Raw genomic sequence first — 13,900 nt, forward strand, 5'->3', positions numbered from 1 at the left:
GGATCCTTACGTCGATGGGGGTGTCGAGTGGCGGCGACGGTCGTCGCCGTTGTGTCCGTCACAACGTGTGACATGGCCGGATGATTCCCGGGCACAACCCGGGCTGCCCGGGCGGCGGGCCCGCAGGGCCCGGCCGTGTCGCCGACACCTCGATGGTCCCACGCCCCGGCCGGGCCCGTCATCCGGGTTTCAGTGCGCTGCCGGAAGGGCTTCGGCGGGCTGCCGGGCGGCGGTGACGGGCTCGGCCTTCCAGTCGGGGTGGCCGGGCATGGGCGGGGTGCGCTTGCCGTAGAGCCAGTCCCGGAAGAAGCGCGAGAGGTCGCGTCCGGCGATGTCGGAAGCGAGCGCGGTGAAGTCCGCGGTGCTCGCCGTGGCGTCCCGGTGGGCACGCACCCACTCCCGCTGCAGCCGGTCGAAGGCCGTCTCGCCGATCTCCTGCCGCAGCGCGTAGAGCACCAGGGCGCTCCCGTCGTACACGACGGGGCGGAAGAGGCTGAGCTTCTTCCCGGGGGAGGCCGGCTCGGGTGCGGCGGGCGGTCCGCCCTGGGCACGCCAGATGTCGGACTGCGTGTACGCGTAGTGCATTCTCCGCTCCAGCGTGTAGCCCCTGTGCTCCTCCGCGTACAGGGACTCGTACCAGGTGGCGTGGCCTTCGTTGAGCCAGAGGTCGGACCAGCGGCGGGGGGAGACGCTGTTGCCGAACCACTGGTGCGCCAGCTCATGCACCATGATCGAGTCGACGTACCACTCGGGGAATCCGGGATCGGTGAAGAGCACCCGCTCGAACAGGGACAGCGTCTGTGTCTCCAGCTCGAATCCGGTGCGGGCGTCGGCGATCAGCACGCCGTAGGTCTCGAAGGGATACGGACCGACCCTCCGTTCCATCCACGCCAGTTGTGCGGGGGTCTTCTTCAGCCAGGGCTCCAGCTTCTGTGCGTCGGCGGCGGGCACGACGTCCCGCACCGGGAGTCCATGCGGTCCGGTGCGGGTCAGGACGGCGGAGCGGCCGATGGAGACCTGGGCGAGCTCCGTGGCCATGGGGTGGCCGCTGCTGTACGACCAGGTGATGTCGTCTCCCGCGCCGGTGGCGGTGCGCGCCGTGCGCACGCCGTTGGCCACCGCAGTCAGCTCCTTGGGGGCGGTGATGCGGAAGGTGAAGTACGCCTTGTCCGCGGGGTGGTCATTGCAGGGGAAGACGCGGTGGGCGGCGTCGGCCTGGTTGGCCATGGCCAGTCCGTCGCCGGTGCGCACCCAGCCTCCGGCGTTCTTGTCGCCGCGGGGGTCGCTGGTGTGGTCGACGGTGATGTGCAGCCACTGTCCGGGGGTCAGGGGCGCTGCGGGCTCGACGACCAGGTCCTCGCCCGCGGCGGCGAATTCGGCCGGGGCGCCGTTGACTTCGACGCTGCGGACGGTCCCATGGGTGAAGTCGAGGTTGATGCGGTCCAGCGGCTGCGTCGTCCGGGCATCGATCTTGGTGATGGCGTCGAGGGGCTTGGCATTGCTGCCGTGGTAGGTGAAGGCGATGTCGTACGCGACCACGTCATAGCCGGGATTGCCGAGGTGGGGGAAGAGCGGGTCCCCGATGCCGAGCGGTTCGGGCTGGGGCAGCGCGGCGGCGACGAGGGCGGCCGCGGCCGCGGTCAGCAGGGCGGCACGCAGCCGGCGGCGGTGGCGGGCGGGCGGCCGGCGGGTCGGCGGTGAGGTGTGCGGCATGCCCTACGGCTATCAGCGCGCCGGTCCCGGCCGGACGCGGCACGCGTCACACCACCCGAACGGGGTCGGCCGTCCGAACCCGGTCGGCCCGCACGGGGGACGGGGCCGCCGTGTCAGCCGGTCGCCGCCGGGTGCCGGGCGCGGCTGACGTCGTAGACGCCGGGTACGTCGCGCATGGCGCGCATCAGTGCGGGAAGGCCCGCCGCGTCGGGGAGTTGCAGGGTGTAGGTGTGCCGGACGCGCTGCTGGGCGGGCGGTTCGACGGTGGCGGAGACGATCGCCGCGCCTTCGGCGGCGATGACCTCGGTGAGGTCGGCCAGCAGCCGGGGCCGTCCGAACGACTCGGCGACGAGCGTCACACGGCACTCGGTGGCGTCTTTCCAGCGTACGGGGAGGCGGGCGCGGCCGAGGGCCGTCATCCGGGCGACGGCGGGGCACTCCTCGCGGTGGACCGTGACGACTCCGCCGCGTACCGCGAAGCCGGTGACGGCGTCGGGCGGGACGGGCGTACAGCAGCCGGCGAGCCGCACGCACGCGTGGGTGCGGCCTTCGGGGCTTCGGAGCCCGTGGTTCTGGGAGTCGGCGTCACGGGAGTCGGCGTCGCGGGGTTCGGCGTGCCGGGAGTCGGCGTGCCGAGGCTCGGTGCCACGGGAGTCGGCGCCACGGGGATCGGCGCCACGGGGATCGGCGCCACGGGGATCGGCGCCACGGGGATCGGCGCCACGGGGATCGGCGCCACGGGGATCGGCGCCACAGCGGTCGTCGAGCAGCTCGACGACCGCGTTCGCGGCTGCCGGCCGGCCGGCGGTCAGGGGGGCCGGCCGGCGGGGCGTGGCAGCGGGGATCTTCGCGCCTTCGGGGTGTGCGTCGAGCCAGCTGCTGATGGCGATGCGCGCGGCCGGAGTGCGGGCGTGGTCGAGCCACTCGGGCGAGGGGCCGGAAGCGGCGGCGTCCTGCGCGAGCAGCACATGGACGGTGTCGCCGTCGCGCAGGACGGTGCTGAGGGTGGCGAGCCGGCCGTTGACGCGGGCGCCGATGCAGGCGTGGGCCTGTGTGCCGTACTGCGCGTACGCCGCGTCCACGCAGGTGGCCCCGGCCGGCAGGCCGAGGGCGCCGCCGTCCGCGCGGAAGACGGTGATCTCCCGGTTCTGCGCGAGGTCGGCGCGCAGGGAGGTCCAGAAAGCGTCCGGGTCGGGGGTGGCCCGCTGCCAGGCGAGGAGGCGGGAGAGCCAGCCAGGGCGGGTGGGGTCGGCGCGCTCGCCGTCGGCCGCGGGCTCCCCTGTCGTCTCGCCTGGCGCGTAGGGGTTTCCGAGGGCCACGACGCCGGCCTCGGCGACCGTGTGCATCCGCTGGGTGCGGATGAGGACTTCGGCGACCGCGCCGTCGGGGCGGGCGACGGCGGTGTGCAGCGACTGGTAGAGGTTGAACTTGGGCGCCGCGATGAAGTCCTTGAACTCCGAGATGACCGGGGTGAAACAGGTGTGCAGCTCACCGAGGACGGCATAGCAGTCGGCGTCGTCGGAGACGAGCACCAGCAGCCTGCCGAAGTCGGTGCCGCGCAGCTCGCCCCGTTTGAGGCGGACACGGTGCACGGAGACGAAGTGCCGCGGCCGTACGAGGACTTCGGCGGCGATTCCGGCGTCTTTGAGGACGGTTCTGAACTCCTCGGCGGTGGCTTCGAGGGCGTCCCCGGCGGTGGCGTTGTCGGCGATGAGGGCGCGGGTGTGCTCGTACTCCCGCGGGTGGAGGATCGCGAAGACCAGGTCTTCCAGTTCGGTCTTGAGTGCCTGGACGCCGAGCCGTTCCGCCAGCGGGATCAGCACATCGCGGGTGACTCGGGCGATCCTGGCCTGCTTCTCGGGGCGCATCACCCCGAGGGTGCGCATATTGTGCAGCCGGTCGGCCAGCTTGATCGACATCACGCGGACGTCATTGCCGGTGGCGACGAGCATCTTGCGGAAGGTCTCGGGCTCCGCGGCCGCCCCGTAGTCGACCTTCTCCAGCTTGGTGACGCCGTCGACGAGATAGCTGACCTCCGCGCCGAACTCGTCGCGCACCTGGTCGAGCGTCACATCGGTGTCCTCGACGGTGTCATGGAGGAGCGAGGCGGTCAGGGTGGTGGTCTCCGCGCCCAGTTCGGCGAGGATCAGTGTGACGGCGAGCGGATGGGTGATGTACGGCTCGCCGCTCTTGCGGAACTGTCCGCGGTGCGAGGACTCGGCGAGGACATACGCCTTGCGCAGGACGGAGAGATCGGCGTCCGGGTGGTGGGCGCGGTGGGCTTCCGCGACATGCCCGATGGCGTCGGGCAGCCGGTCCCGCGCGGCGGGGCCGAGCACGGCGGCCCGGCCCAGTCTGCGGAGGTCGATGCGGGGACGGCCGCGCCTGCGGCTGTGGGCGCCAGGGTTGGCGGCCTCTGCGCTCATGGGGCACCTCCGGCAGCGATCGACCGGCGATGGGAGGCGGTGTGCCCCTCCGGACCGGTGCTTGATGCTATCGAGCCCACCACGTGGCGCAGTCCGGCTCTCGCCGAGCATGAACCGGATCACCCATTCGAGCGAAGGTCTATGCGATCTCGGTTTGGAATGCGGCGGGCCGGGGTGCTAATGCGGCGGGGCCAGGAGCGCGAGGTCGAGACTGCCCTCGGCGACGATCACCGCGGGGCCGGTCATCTCGATCTCGCCGTCCGGCAGCTCGGTGATCACCAGACGGCCGCCGGGGAGGTCCACGGTGTAGGTGACGGGGGCGCCGGTGAGGGCGGGGTCGAGGCCGTCGCGACGGGCGGCGGCGACGGCGACGGCGCACGCGCCCGTGCCGCAGGAGCGGGTCTCGCCGGAGCCGCGCTCATGGACGCGCATGGCCACATGCCGTTCGCCGCGGTCGGCGACGAACTCGACATTGACGCCGTCCGGGTAGACGGAGGACGGGGTGTACGCGGGGGCGGTGAACAGATCGCCCGCCTGGTCGAGGTCGTCGACGAAGGCGACCGCGTGCGGATTGCCCATGTTCACATTGCGGGCGGGCCAGCGGTGGCCGCCGACGGTGACCGTGACGCCTTCCTCGGGCAGCCGGGCACGGCCCATGGAGACCGTGACGTCGCCGTTCTTGGCGAGGTGGACCCGCTTGACGCCGCCCCGGGTGGCGACGGCGAGCTCCCCGGCCTCGGCATGGCCCGCGCGCTGGAGATAACGGGCGAAGACCCGTACGCCGTTGCCGCACATCTCGGCGATCGAGCCGTCGGCGTTGCGGTAGTCCATGAACCACTCGGCCTCGCCGGCCATCGCCCGCGCCTCGGGGTGGGCCTCGGACCTCACGACGTGCAGCAGGCCGTCGCCGCCGACCCCGGCGCGCCGGTCGCAGATCCGGGCGACGACGGAGGCAGGCAGACCGATCTCATTGGCCGGGTCGGGAACGATCACGAAGTCGTTCTCGGTGCCATGGCCCTTGAGGAAGGCGAGGGGCGCGGAGTGCGGGGCAGTCACGCGGACCATCGTACGGGGCGGCGCGGCGGAGCAGCACGGCCGGTACGGGGCTGTACGGGGCTGTACGGGAGCGCCGGCGGGCGCGGGGGCCGCCCGGATCCGGGGCCGCGGAGCGGACCCTCGGGGGCCCGGCGGGGGACGGACCTCCGGGGCGCTTCAGCGAAGGCGGGCGACGCGCCAGACGGCCAGGGCGACGAGGGCCGCGGCCACGCACACGTACAGGGCGAGGACGCGCCAGTCGGGGCGCTCGCCGGAGCCGCGGGCCGGCAGGCCGGGCCAGGTGTGGCCGACCTTGCGCGCCGCCATCACGCCCCATCCGGCCGCGCAGCAGCTGATCAGCAGGCCGAGCATGGCGACGACCGCGCCTCCGTCCCCGCTGCCGAAGGCGAGGGGGAAGGCGAACATCAGCGAGCCGAGCGCGGCGAGCATCACGATCGGGGCGAGCTGCCAGATCCGCAGCCGCCGTTGGGGCCGCAGCTCCACCTCGACCTCGTCGGCGATCAGTTCCTGCTCGTCGGGTCCGTCCGGGCTGAGCCGCGGCCCGGCGTCCGCCTCGCCGCCCGTGCGGTCCATGCCGTCGAGACCGTCAAGGCCATCGAGGCCGTCCACGTCGTGATCTGCTCCGCGGTCCACTCCGTGGACGTCCAGCGCACGGTCCGCGCGGTCCGTGTCACCGGCGCGGGTCGCCGCGTCGCGGCGCTGCTGCTCGGTGTCGCGAGGGCCGGCCTCCATCGCCACGCGCCCTCCCAACTCGGACTCCACTGGTCGATCGATGCTCGATGATGGCACGCTTACGGGTGCCGAACTGACGGGCAGCGCGTCCCGATGCCATCACGTGATCAGGCTGTAATCGCTCGTTCGACCAACGTCAGCGCCTGGTGCGGAAGTTCCTTCCGGGTTTCGGCGGCCCCGCTCAGCCAGTGGACGCGGGGGTCGCGGCGGAACCAGGAGTCCTGTCGGCGCGCGAAGCGCTTCGTGGCGCGCACCGTCTCCGCGCGCGCCTCCTGGTCAGTGCACTCCCCCGCGAGCGCGGCGAGCACCTGCTGGTACCCGAGGGCGCGCGATGCCGTACGCCCGTCGCGCAGCCCCTGCGCCTCCAGGGCGCGCACCTCGTCGACGAGCCCCGCCTCCCACATCCGGTCCACGCGGCGGGCGATGCGTTCGTCCAGCTCGGGACGGGCGACGCCGACGCCTATCTGGACGGTGTCGTAGACGGCGTCATGGCCGGGGAGGTTGGCGGTGAAGGGCCGGCCGGTGATCTCGATGACCTCAAGGGCCCGCACGATGCGGCGGCCGTTGCTGGGCAGGATGGCCCTGGCCGCCGCGGGGTCGGCGGCGGCGAGCCGGGTGTGCAGCGCTCCGGAGCCCCGTGCGGCGAGCTCCTCCTCAAGCCGGTCGCGGACCCCGGGGTCGGTGCCGGGGAACTCCAGGGCGTCGATCGCCCCGCGTACGTACAGCCCGGAGCCGCCGACGAGAACCGGCGTACGGCCTTCGGCGAGGAGCCGGTCGATCTCCGCGCGGGCCAGTCTCTGGTACTCGGCGACGCTGGCCGTCACCGTGACGTCCCAGATGTCGAGAAGCCGGTGCGGGACGCCGCCGCGCTCCTCGTCCGTCAGCTTGGCGGTGCCGATGTCCATCCCCCGGTACAGCTGCATGGAGTCGGCGTTGACGACCTCCCCGTTCAGCTGCTGCGCGAGGAATACCCCCAGATCGGACTTTCCGGCCGCGGTGGGGCCGACGACGGCGATGACCCGCGGTGCGGGAACTGCACTTCTCACCGTCCCAGTCTCGCAAACTCCCCGGCCGTCCCCGAACGAGCGAGGTGACGGCACGAGGGTGGGTTCGTTGCCTGTTGCGAGGTTCCGCACGCCGGTTTTCGACCGACGCCCGCGGGCGGCGCAATGGGACGCTCCGGGGCAGCCCGGAACTTCGCCCACACGAGTAGGCTATGGAGTAGGTATGGGCATTTTTTCACGGTTTCGCAGTAAGCCGAGCACCAAGGAGGCTGCTGAGCCCACGGCCGAGGAGGCGGCTGCCGGTACGGTGACGGCCGAGCCCCCGGCGGAATCCACGGCGGAATCCCCCGAGTCCGCCGGGTCCGGGTCCGCCGCCGGCTCGGCGGAGCCGGCCGCGGCCGCTGAATCGACCGACAAGACCGACAGGGCCGACAAGGCCGACTCTGTGGAGTCTGTTGAGCCGGCCGAGGCTGCCGAGTCGACGGCGGCGAAGGCCACGGAGGCGTCTGACGCGGCAGAGGCGTCGCCGGACGCCAAGACCGGGACGGAAGCCGAAGCGGCGGCCGCCGAGGAGGCCGAGAGTCCCGCCGTCGACGGCGTGGAGATTCCCAAGCAGCAGTCGGCCGAGGAGGCGGCGGACAACGAAGCCGGAGAGGGTGCCCGTAAGTAGTCCGTGATGAGGATGGTGACCCATGGGGCTCCTGGATACGCTGAAGGCCCGGCTTGCCCCGGCCAGAGAGAAGGTCTCTGACCTCGCGCACCAGCACGGGGGCAGGATCGAGCACGGTCTGGACAAGGCCGCGAAGGCGGTCGACGAAAAGACCAAGCACAAGTACAGCAGCAAGATCGAGACCGGCGCCGGGAAGGCCAAGGACGCCCTGGGCCGCCTCTCTCACAAGGACGGCCACAAGGGCGGCCACAAGGACGACGGCACTGCGCCGCCGGCTGCCTGACGGTTACGGCGGACGGCCGCGGAACACGCGTTCCGCGGCCGTCCGCCGTTCTGCGCCGCGGAGGCGCTCTGCACCAAGGCTGCTGCGCGCAGGCGTTCCGACAGGAGGCGTTCCGGCCGCAGGCGTTCCGGCCGGAGGGCCGAGCCGCGCTAGGACCAGGCGGCGACGAAGTAGCCGACGCCGTAAGGGGCGTCGTCGTAGAGGAGCTGCCCGGACAGCCGCGCCCCCTCGGCCGCGCCCGCGAGCACCTGCCACGGGGCGCGCCCTGCCGCCTGGAGCTCCCGCGCCAGCGACGCGTCCAGCGCCGTCAGCGCTCGGATGTCGGCGCCGGCCAGGGCCCGGGAGACCTCCGCGTCGAAGCCGGCGGCGCGCTCGTCCAGATAGCCGGGCGCCTTGAGGGTGCGGCACGCGGCGCCGTCTCCCAGCACGAGCAGCGCCACCCGACCGGCGCGGGCGGAGAGCTCCCGGCCCAGGGCCGCACAGCGGTCCGCGGCGAGACTCTCCTCGACGGCGACGCCCTCCAGCGGAGTGTCCGCCCAGCGCACCCTGTCCAGCAGCCAGGCGCCCACGGCGAGCGAGGGCGGCAGCGGCCGCTCGGGCACTGCGCCGCCCGCCCGCCCGAGGGTGACGGACAGATCCACCCCGAAGCCCCGGAAAGAGCCCCGGGCCCCCTCGGGATGGTCCCCCGCCTGCCCGGGGGCCGCCGGACCGACTGCCACGAGGCGATCGGGTCTGGCCGCGGCGAGCACACCCAGGGCGTCGGCGCACGCGGTCCGGGCGGCGTCCAGCTCGGGGGCGGCCCCTGCGGCGACCTCGGGCACGAGCAGGGGAGGACAGGGGCAGACAGCGGCGGCTACGAGCATGATCGGCAGCCTAGCCGCGTACGGAGCAGCCGCTCGTCGCCTGCGGCAGCGGGGCGGGGACGCCGACGGAGGGCAGGCCCAGCATCACCCCGGCCGGCTTGGCCGCTTCCGCCGCGTTCCGCTTCTCCCAGGCGTCGCCCGCGCGCGTGCGGCGCACCGCCTGCACCGGGCCCTCGGCCAGCAGATGGTGCGGCGCGGCGTAGCTGACCTCCACGGTCACCACGTCGCCGGGGCGCACCTCCTCCTCGGGCTTGGCGAAGTGGACGAGGCGGTTGTCCTGAGCGCGGCCGGAGAGCCGCCGGGTGGCGTCGTCCTTGCGGCCCTCGCCCTCCGCGACCATGACCTCGAGGGTGCGGCCGACCTGCTTCTTGTTCTCCTCCCAGGAGATCTCCTCCTGAAGGGCGACCAGCCGCATATAGCGCTCCTGCACGACCTCCTTGGGGATCTGGCCGTCCATCTCGGCCGCGGGCGTGCCGGGCCGCTTGGAGTACTGGAAGGTGAAGGCGTTGGCGAAGCGCGCCTCGCGCACCGTGTGGAGGGTCTGTTCGAAGTCCTCCTCGGTCTCGCCGGGGAAGCCCACGATGATGTCGGTGGAGATCGCCGCGTGCGGGATGGCCTCGCGGACCTTCCGGATGATGGTCAGGAAGCGCTCCTGCCGGTAGGAGCGGCGCATCGCCTTCAGGACGGCGTCCGAGCCGGACTGGAGCGGCATGTGCAGCTGCGGCATGACGTTCGGCGTCTCTGCCATCGCGGCGATCACGTCGTCGGTGAAGTCGCGGGGATGTGGCGAGGTGAAGCGGACCCGCTCAAGGCCCTCGATCTTTCCACAGGCGCGCAGCAGCTTGCTGAACGCCTCGCGGTCGCCGATGTCGGAGCCGTACGCGTTGACGTTCTGGCCGAGCAGGGTGATCTCGGAGACGCCCTCGGCGACCAGGGCCTCGATCTCGGCGAGGATGTCGCCGGGGCGGCGGTCCTTCTCCTTGCCGCGCAGCGCGGGCACGATGCAGAAGGTGCAGGTGTTGTTGCAGCCGACGGAGATCGAGACCCACGCGGCGTATGCGGACTCCCGGCGGGTCGGCAGCGTGGACGGGAACGCCTCCAGCGACTCGGCGATCTCGACCTGCGCCTCCTCCTGGACGCGGGCGCGCTCCAGCAGCACCGGCAGCTTGCCGATGTTGTGGGTGCCGAAGACGACGTCGACCCACGGCGCCTTCTTGACGATGGTGTCACGGTCCTTCTGCGCCAGGCAGCCGCCGACGGCGATCTGCATGCCGGGCCGCCTGGACTTCACCGGCGCGAGCCGGCCGAGGTTGCCGTACAGCTTGTTGTCGGCGTTCTCCCGCACGGCGCAGGTGTTGAAGACGACGACGTCGGCCTCGCCCTCCGCGCCTTCGGGCGCGCGCACATAGCCGGCGTCCTCCAGCAGGCCGGAGAGCCGCTCGGAGTCGTGGACGTTCATCTGGCACCCGTAGGTGCGCACCTCGTATGTTTTGGCACTCATCGCGCCACCAGGGTACGGGGTGACAGTCGCCTTCCGCTTCTGGCTTCTCCAAGCCAGGGCCTGGCAACTACAGCGAGTGAGCTGGCAGGATCGCGGCATGTTCTCGGCGTCCCGAGCGCTTTCGGCGTTCACTGCATTCACCGCTCTCCCGGTGTTCCGCCGCCTGAGCCGCCGCCGTGCGCTGACCGGCGCGGTGGCCGGGCTGGCGGTGTCCGGGCTGCTGCTGTGGTGGCTGCTGCCGATCGGGGCGTCGTCGCCGAGCGGTTCTCTCGTCTTCAGCACAGGGGTGAGCAAGGGCGTCTACCAGCGGTACGGGGCGCTGCTCAAAGGCGCCCTCGACCGTGATCTGCCGGATGTGGACATAGAGCTGCGGACCAGCGAGGGCTCACAGCAGAATCTGGCTCGGGTGACATCCGGCGAGGCGGACTTCACCATCGCCACGGCCGACGCCGTCGCCAAGTACAAGCGGGACGGGCTGCCCGGCGCGGCGGAGCTGCGCGGCTGCGCCCGGCTCTACGACGACTATGTGCAGCTGATCGTGCCCATGGCGTCGGATGTGAAGTCGGCGGGGGATCTGCGGGGCAAGCGGGTCGGCGTGGGGCATGACGGCTCGGGTGTGCGGATCATCGCCGACCGGCTGCTGAAGGCGGCGGACCTGGACCCAGAGAAGGACATCACACCCGTTCCGGAGGGTCTGGACACACTGCCGGGCCGGCTGGAGCGCGGCGAGATAGACGCGTTCTTCTGGTCGGGCGGGCTGCCCACGGCCACGGTGCAGCAGCTGTCGGAGCGGTTCTCGATCCGGCTGGTGCCGCTGGAGGAGGAGCTGGTGGAGCGGCTGCACGCGGCTGGCGACCCCACGAGCTACTACCGCTCGGCCGTGATACAGCCGAATGCGTACTTCCATGTGCAGGACGGCCAGGCCGTGCCGACGGTCGCGGTGGCGAATCTGCTGGTGACGACGGACCGGATGGACCCGGAGATGGCCGAGGGAGTCACCCGCACAGTGATCAACAGCCGGGACAGCATAGGCCAGTCGGTCCACCCGGCCCAGCGCGTGGATCTGCGCACCGCCGTCTATACGGACCCGCTGCCGCTGCACCGGGGCGCCCGGCACTACTACCGCTCGGTCAAGCCCTGAGGCAAGCCCTGAGGACTACCGCTCGCTCAGGCCTTGAGGCGTACGTCCGCCCCCGGTGCGAGCAGGGCCTTGCCCCGCAGTTCCCCGCTTCGTCACTGCGGCGGTGTCGTCCGGGGCCGTACGCGGGACGGTGACCGTCACCCTCAGGCCGTGCGGCTCCTGGTGGGTGTAGGAGATCGAGCCGCCGCCCGCTGAGAGCAGGGCGCGCGAGATGGACAGGCCCAGCCCCGAGCCCTTGACGTTCTGGTGCCGGCCGCTGCGCCAGAAGCGGTCGCCGATACGGGCCAGTTCCTCGTCGGTCAGGCCGGGGCCGCGGTCGATGACGTCGATCCGCGACACCTCGCCGTGCGCGGCGGCGGAGACGGTGACGTCTTCTCCCCGCGGGGTGAACTTCAGCGCATTGTCGATCACTGCGTCCAGGGCGCTGGAGAGCGCGACGGGGTCGGCCCATGCGGTGACGGGGGCCGTCCGGTCGCTCAGCCGGACGCCTCGCTCGTCGGCGAGGGGACGCCAGGCCGCGACCCGCTCGGCGGCCAGCTCGCCCACGTCGACCAGCTGCAGGTCCGCACCGGCGTGCTCGGCCAGCGCCAGATCGAGGAGGTCGTCGAGCACTTGCGCCAGCCGCTTGCCCTCCGTGCGCACCGAGGCGATCTCCTCATTGCCCGCGGGCAGTTCGAGCGCGAGCAGCTCGATACGCAGCAGCAGCGCGGCCAGGGGGTTGCGCAGCTGGTGGGAGGCGTCGGCGACGAAGGCCCGCTGCTGTTCGAGGACTTCTTCCACGTTGTCGGCCATCTCGTTGAACGAGCGGGCGAGCCTGCGCAGCTCCGGGGGACCGCTCGCCGCCGCGACGCGCGACTTCATCCGGCCCGTCGCTATGTCGTGGGTGGCCGCGTCAAGGATGCGTACGGGCCGCAGCACCCAGCCCGTGAGCCGAAAGGCCGCGCCCACGGCGAGCAGCATCGCCGCGGCCTCGCCGGCGACGATCAGCAGCCAGCCGCGCAGCACCCGAGAGCGCAGTTGATCGGTGGGCGAGTCGGTGAAGACGACGGCGACCACATCGCCGTCCCGCACCACGGGCGAGGCGACGACGAGCCGGGCGTCGGTCTGCCAGGGCCAGACCTGCGGCGGGTCCGAGCTGCGCCGCCCGGACAGCGCCTCCTGGAAGGCTTCCCGGCTGTCACCGGTTTCGGGCACCCACCAGTCCTGCGGGGCGCGGGCCATCGTGGAGTCGTTGTAGTAGAAGACGCCCGCATTGATGTCGTAGGTGTCGTGGTAGCGGTCGAGCTGCGCCTGAAGGGTGGAGCGCCGTTCGTCGAGGACGGGCCCCTCGGTGACGAACTGCGCCAGGGCCGCGAATCGCACGGTGTCGTCGATCCGGTCGACGACGACCTGCTGCTGCTGTGCTGCGGCGAGGCTGACGGCGAGCGGAAAGCCGAGCGCCAGCAGCACGCCCGCCATGAGGACGATGAGCAGCGGGAGAAGTCGGGTGCGCACGGGGGTCTGCGGGCCCTGGTCAGTCGCCGGACGCGACGCCGGACGCCGGTACGACGAGGCGGTAGCCGATGCCGCGCACGGTCTCGATCAGGGACGGCATCCGGAGTTTGGAGCGCAGCGAGGCGACATGCACCTCCAGCGTGCGTCCGGTCCCCTCCCAACTCGTCCGCCACACCTCGCTGATGATCTGCTCCCGGCGGAAGACGACACCGGGCCGCTGGGCGAGCAGCGCCAGCAGATCGAATTCCTTGCGGGTGAGCTGCACCGTCTCGCCGTCGACGCTGACGCGCCGCGTCGGGAGTTCGACGGTGACGGCGCCGAGCCGCAGCGCATCCTCCTCGGAGCCCGGGACGGCGTCGTCTCCCCCCGTGGTGCGCCGGCTGACGGCGTGGATGCGGGCCAGCAGTTCTCCCGTGTCATAGGGCTTGACGACATAGTCGTCCGCGCCGATGTTCAGTCCGTGTATCCGCGAGCGCACATCCGAGCGCGCGGTGACCATGATCACGGGGGTGGAGGTGAGCTTTCTGATCTTTCCGCAGACCTGGTAGCCGTCCTGGTCGGGCAGGCCCAGGTCCAGCAGGATGACCCCGAAGGGGGGCCTGCCTTCGTTCTTCGCGGGCAGGAGCGAGTGCAGCGCCTCCTCGCCGTTGCGCGCGTGCACCACTTCGAAGCCATGGCGTGCGAGCACGGCGGAGAGAGCGGCGGCGACATGGTCGTCGTCCTCCACGAGCAGCAGTCTCATGACTCCCCCTCTCCCCCTTCCGTTCGCGCGGTCGTCATCTTCACCCAGTGCGCGGTTCATGGTCATCCGGTGCTGTGGTGCGTGCGCGGTTCGTCCGCTCGTCCGGCATCCGAACGTGAGGCACCCAGGGCATCAAGTCCGATGCCCGCCATGCAGTCAAGGGGCTTCCCGTTACTGGGCGGTTTCCGTTATGCACCCGGTACTCCGAACCCGGCCCCGTTCACACATAGTGTCCGGTTGCGGCCGGATCGTTATGCTCAATTTCCGCTCAGATG

General features: G+C 71.9%; 12 protein-coding genes. 3 read left to right on the forward strand and 9 right to left on the reverse strand.

Going from position 1 to position 13,900, the window contains the following annotated elements:
• Nucleotides 1-189: 189 nt before the first annotated feature.
• The 5 genes from OF819_RS13735 to miaA all read right to left on the reverse strand — a co-directional run bounded on the left by OF819_RS13735 (nucleotide 190) and on the right by miaA (nucleotide 6,973).
• Nucleotides 190-1,713 carry a M1 family metallopeptidase gene (locus OF819_RS13735; protein ID WP_267243768.1) on the reverse strand — a complete coding sequence of 508 codons (1,524 nt, stop codon included), beginning with the start codon at nucleotides 1,711-1,713 and terminating at the stop codon, nucleotides 190-192.
• Between the two features lie 113 nt (nucleotides 1,714-1,826).
• Nucleotides 1,827-4,139, reverse strand: a complete 2,313-nt coding sequence (locus tag OF819_RS13740) for a RelA/SpoT family protein (protein ID WP_267243769.1) — start codon at nucleotides 4,137-4,139, stop codon at nucleotides 1,827-1,829.
• Nucleotides 4,140-4,316: 177 nt separating this feature from the next.
• Nucleotides 4,317-5,204 carry a diaminopimelate epimerase gene (dapF, locus tag OF819_RS13745; protein WP_416370530.1) on the reverse strand — a complete coding sequence of 296 codons (888 nt, stop codon included), beginning with the start codon at nucleotides 5,202-5,204 and terminating at the stop codon, nucleotides 4,317-4,319.
• Nucleotides 5,205-5,351: 147 nt separating this feature from the next.
• Nucleotides 5,352-5,768 carry a hypothetical protein gene (locus OF819_RS13750; protein ID WP_267243817.1) on the reverse strand — a complete coding sequence of 139 codons (417 nt, stop codon included), beginning with the start codon at nucleotides 5,766-5,768 and terminating at the stop codon, nucleotides 5,352-5,354.
• A 266-nt stretch (nucleotides 5,769-6,034) separates the two neighbouring features.
• Nucleotides 6,035-6,973 (reverse strand): tRNA (adenosine(37)-N6)-dimethylallyltransferase MiaA, encoded by a 939-nt coding sequence (gene miaA / locus OF819_RS13755; RefSeq protein ID WP_267243771.1) that lies wholly within the window; start codon nucleotides 6,971-6,973, stop codon nucleotides 6,035-6,037.
• 181 nt (nucleotides 6,974-7,154) lie between these two features.
• Between miaA and OF819_RS13760 the strand changes: the two genes are divergently transcribed.
• Together OF819_RS13760 and OF819_RS13765 are read left to right on the forward strand one after the other, a co-directional pair.
• Nucleotides 7,155-7,601 (forward strand): hypothetical protein, encoded by a 447-nt coding sequence (locus OF819_RS13760; RefSeq protein WP_267243772.1) that lies wholly within the window; start codon nucleotides 7,155-7,157, stop codon nucleotides 7,599-7,601.
• A 22-nt stretch (nucleotides 7,602-7,623) separates the two neighbouring features.
• Complete coding sequence (locus tag OF819_RS13765) at nucleotides 7,624-7,884, forward strand: antitoxin (RefSeq protein ID WP_267243773.1); 261 nt, start codon at nucleotides 7,624-7,626, stop codon at nucleotides 7,882-7,884.
• Nucleotides 7,885-8,033: 149 nt separating this feature from the next.
• On the opposite strand, the gene OF819_RS13770 is transcribed toward OF819_RS13765, so the two are convergent.
• Complete coding sequence (locus tag OF819_RS13770) at nucleotides 8,034-8,747, reverse strand: class III extradiol dioxygenase subunit B-like domain-containing protein (protein WP_267243774.1); 714 nt, start codon at nucleotides 8,745-8,747, stop codon at nucleotides 8,034-8,036.
• Nucleotides 8,748-8,757: 10 nt separating this feature from the next.
• Nucleotides 8,758-10,248, reverse strand: a complete 1,491-nt coding sequence (gene miaB / locus OF819_RS13775; RefSeq protein ID WP_267243775.1) for a tRNA (N6-isopentenyl adenosine(37)-C2)-methylthiotransferase MiaB — start codon at nucleotides 10,246-10,248, stop codon at nucleotides 8,758-8,760.
• A gap of 97 nt (nucleotides 10,249-10,345) precedes the next feature.
• On the opposite strand from miaB, the gene OF819_RS13780 reads away from it, so the two are divergent.
• A complete protein-coding gene (locus OF819_RS13780; protein ID WP_267243776.1) occupies nucleotides 10,346-11,389 on the forward strand; it encodes a TAXI family TRAP transporter solute-binding subunit in 1,044 nt (347 codons plus the stop codon).
• A gap of 15 nt (nucleotides 11,390-11,404) precedes the next feature.
• On the opposite strand, the gene OF819_RS13785 is transcribed toward OF819_RS13780, so the two are convergent.
• Both OF819_RS13785 and OF819_RS13790 read right to left on the reverse strand, forming a co-directional pair.
• Nucleotides 11,405-12,883, reverse strand: coding sequence for a sensor histidine kinase (locus OF819_RS13785; RefSeq protein WP_267243777.1), 1,479 nt, complete (start codon nucleotides 12,881-12,883; stop codon nucleotides 11,405-11,407).
• 19 nt (nucleotides 12,884-12,902) lie between these two features.
• Nucleotides 12,903-13,625 (reverse strand): response regulator transcription factor, encoded by a 723-nt coding sequence (locus tag OF819_RS13790; RefSeq protein ID WP_267243778.1) that lies wholly within the window; start codon nucleotides 13,623-13,625, stop codon nucleotides 12,903-12,905.
• Between the last annotated feature and the right edge of the window lie 275 nt (nucleotides 13,626-13,900).

The organism is Streptomyces sp. PR69 (genome assembly GCF_026420845.1).
Lineage (GTDB): Bacteria > Actinomycetota > Actinomycetes > Streptomycetales > Streptomycetaceae > Streptomyces.

Bases quoted from the DNA above. Each gene is read 5' to 3' on its own strand.
- OF819_RS13760 (WP_267243772.1), top strand. From the start codon at position 7,155: ATGGGCATTTTTTCACGGTTTCGCAGTAAGCCGAGCACCAAGGAGGCT.
- OF819_RS13790 (WP_267243778.1), bottom strand. From the start codon at position 13,625: ATGAGACTGCTGCTCGTGGAGGACGACGACCATGTCGCCGCCGCTCTC.
- OF819_RS13740 (WP_267243769.1), bottom strand. From the start codon at position 4,139: ATGAGCGCAGAGGCCGCCAACCCTGGCGCCCACAGCCGCAGGCGCGGC.
- OF819_RS13735 (WP_267243768.1), bottom strand. From the start codon at position 1,713: ATGCCGCACACCTCACCGCCGACCCGCCGGCCGCCCGCCCGCCACCGC.
- dapF (WP_416370530.1), bottom strand. From the start codon at position 5,204: ATGGTCCGCGTGACTGCCCCGCACTCCGCGCCCCTCGCCTTCCTCAAG.
- OF819_RS13770 (WP_267243774.1), bottom strand. From the start codon at position 8,747: ATGCTCGTAGCCGCCGCTGTCTGCCCCTGTCCTCCCCTGCTCGTGCCC.
- OF819_RS13780 (WP_267243776.1), top strand. From the start codon at position 10,346: ATGTTCTCGGCGTCCCGAGCGCTTTCGGCGTTCACTGCATTCACCGCT.
- miaB (WP_267243775.1), bottom strand. From the start codon at position 10,248: ATGAGTGCCAAAACATACGAGGTGCGCACCTACGGGTGCCAGATGAAC.
- OF819_RS13765 (WP_267243773.1), top strand. From the start codon at position 7,624: ATGGGGCTCCTGGATACGCTGAAGGCCCGGCTTGCCCCGGCCAGAGAG.
- OF819_RS13750 (WP_267243817.1), bottom strand. From the start codon at position 5,768: ATGGACCGCACGGGCGGCGAGGCGGACGCCGGGCCGCGGCTCAGCCCG.